2 protein-coding genes are annotated in these 2,590 nt (G+C 29.3%); both read left to right on the top strand.

Features of this window, described 5'->3' with window-relative positions:
- The first annotated feature begins 63 nt into the window (after nt 1–63).
- Nucleotides 64–1,452 carry a Cof-type HAD-IIB family hydrolase gene (locus tag Q1J48_RS05270; RefSeq protein WP_300361733.1) on the top strand — a complete coding sequence of 463 codons (1,389 nt, stop codon included), beginning with the start codon at nt 64–66 and terminating at the stop codon, nt 1,450–1,452.
- A 20-nt stretch (nt 1,453–1,472) separates the two neighbouring features.
- Nucleotides 1,473–2,225, top strand: coding sequence for an exodeoxyribonuclease III (locus Q1J48_RS05265; RefSeq protein ID WP_300361729.1), 753 nt, complete (start codon nt 1,473–1,475; stop codon nt 2,223–2,225).
- Nucleotides 2,226–2,590: the final 365 nt, after the last annotated feature.

Raw genomic sequence — 2,590 nt, 5'->3', positions numbered from 1 at the left:
GAATGATATTTTTACATTTAGGGGGAATTGTGATATAATCATATATATTTCAAGGAGGAAAAAATGGACAGATTAAAACAACAGATAGACTTCATATTAGAAATAGATAAATTAAAAGGGATACTTCGTCAAAGTTTAGTTTTAGAGGGAACAAGAAGAGAGAATGATACAGAACACTCTTGGCATATGGCTACTTCAGCTTTTATTTTAAGAGAATATTATAAAAAAGAAGTTGATATGGAAAGAGTTATAAAGATGATCTTAATTCATGATGTAGTTGAGATTTTAGCTGGGGACACTCCAGCTTATGGAGATTATTCGGCAGAAGAAAAGTACAGAAAAGAAGTAGAAAGTGCAAATAAAACTTTTGGAATTTTACCAGAGGATCAAAAAGAGGAGTACATAACTCTTTGGAATGAGTTTGAAGATATGGAAACTGATGAATCTAAGTTTGCAAATGCTTGTGATAGATTCCAAGGATTTATTCAAAATGTTACAAGTGATGCTCACACTTGGAGAAAATTCAGCCCTAAGAAAAGTAGAATTTTATCAAGAATGAGACCTGTAATAGAATATATGCCAGAGGTTTATAATGGGTATATAAAAGATTATCTTCAAAAATATATTGATTTAGGTGTTGTTGAGGACGATCTACCAATAAAAGCAGTGGCAACTGATATGGATGGAACTTTTCTTACTCAAGATAAAAGAATAACAGAGGAAAATAGAGAGTCAGCTATAAAGACAATGGAGAAAGGTGTTGAATTTATAGTAGCATCTGGAAGAAGTTATGTAAGTATAAAAGAGTTGGTTCAAAATATACCGGGGATTAATTATTTTATCTGTCTAAATGGGGCAGAGGTTTATAAAAATAACAGAGCTTTATATGAGGCATCTATTGATCCAGAAATATCTTTTGATATTTTAAAAAAATGTCAGGAGATTGACTTAGATTTTAGTGCCACTGGAAATAATAAAGTTTATTATTCTAAATTGGATTTAGAGTATGAGAGCATTATAAAAAAAGAGGACAGTGGAATTAATTTTATTTTTGATAAAGAAAAGAAAAATATAGAGAAAGATTACTACCAAAAATTAGTTTTCTATAATAGTCCAGAAAAATTTAAAATTTTAAGAGAGTATGTTGAGGAAAAATACTCTGACAAGGTAAATGTTTTTGAGTCAGGGGCTAGAATAATGGATATTGTTAGCAAAGAGGCTAATAAGGGGAACGGATTAAAAATAGTTGCTAGAGATATGGGAATTGGTTTAGATGAGATTGTGGCCTTAGGTGATAATGAAAATGACTTGTCTATGCTAAAAGAGGTTGTATATTCGGTGGCTATGGAAAATGCTAAGGATATAGTGAAAGATCAAGTGAGATATGTGGCAAGAAGTAATGAGGAAAGTGGAGTTGCCAAATTTTTAAATTTATTTTTAAAATTAGATTAGTTTATTAGAAAAGGAGATTTATGAAATTTATTTCGTGGAATGTAAATGGTATAAGAGCCTGTGTAACAAAGGGATTTTTAGATTTTTTTAAGGAAGTGGACGCCGATATATTTTGTTTACAAGAGACAAAATTACAGGCTGGACAGATAGAGTTAGATTTAGAGGGGTATCACCAATATTGGAACTATGCTGAGAAAAAAGGATATTCTGGAACAGCTATCTTTACTAAAAAAGAACCAATATCAGTGAGCTATGGTTTAGGGATAGAGGAGCACGACAAAGAAGGAAGAGTTATAACTTTAGAGTTTGAAGATTTCTATTTTATAACTGTATATACTCCAAACTCTCAAACTGAGTTAGCAAGACTTGATTACAGAATGACTTGGGAAGATGATTTCAAAAAATATTTGAAAAAATTAGAGGAGAAAAAACCAGTTATTTTCTGTGGAGATTTAAATGTTGCCCATAAGGAGATAGACTTAAAAAATCCAAAAACAAATAGAAAAAATGCAGGGTTTACAGATGAGGAAAGAGCTAAGTTTGATAACCTTGTAAATGATGGATTTGTTGATACTTTCCGTTATTTCTACCCAGATATGACTGATATTTATTCGTGGTGGTCATATAGATTTAAGGCTAGAGAGAAAAATGCAGGGTGGAGAATAGATTACTTTGTAGTTTCAGAAAGTTTAAAACCAAGACTTGAGTCAGCAAAAATTCATACTGAAATTTTAGGATCAGATCACTGTCCAGTTGAGTTAGTAATAAAATAGATTTTTAGGTATGGGGAAGATTTTTCCCCATATTTTAATACTATAAAATAAAAGGAATTAAAAGAAAATAAATTTAAAAGTGAAAAAAATAAAAGATAAAAAATAAAAAATGTTTAAGAAAAAGTAAAGTTTTAGTAGGGAACAATCTTCCCCATATTTTATTATATTTAAAATAATAAAGTTATAAAAAAGGAGTAGATAATTTTTTTATCAAGTGTTCTAATAAAAAAATAAAAAGTTTTGTGGGGAAGAATCTTCCCTACACTTTATTAAATAAAAAAATATAGAAAAAATTTCTTATTAATATATAGATTTTATAAAAAAATATTTGTATAATGTTTCTATAAAAATTTTCGAGGTGGAAA

This window comes from Fusobacterium sp. (genome assembly GCF_029258315.1).
Classification (GTDB): domain Bacteria; phylum Fusobacteriota; class Fusobacteriia; order Fusobacteriales; family Fusobacteriaceae; genus Fusobacterium_B.
The sequence above is the reverse complement of the archived record's forward strand: the minus strand, read 5'-3'. Positions and strand labels throughout refer to the sequence as shown.

Bases quoted from the DNA above. Each gene is read 5' to 3' on its own strand.
- Q1J48_RS05270 (WP_300361733.1), top strand. From the start codon at position 64: ATGGACAGATTAAAACAACAGATAGACTTCATATTAGAAATAGATAAA.
- Q1J48_RS05265 (WP_300361729.1), top strand. From the start codon at position 1,473: ATGAAATTTATTTCGTGGAATGTAAATGGTATAAGAGCCTGTGTAACA.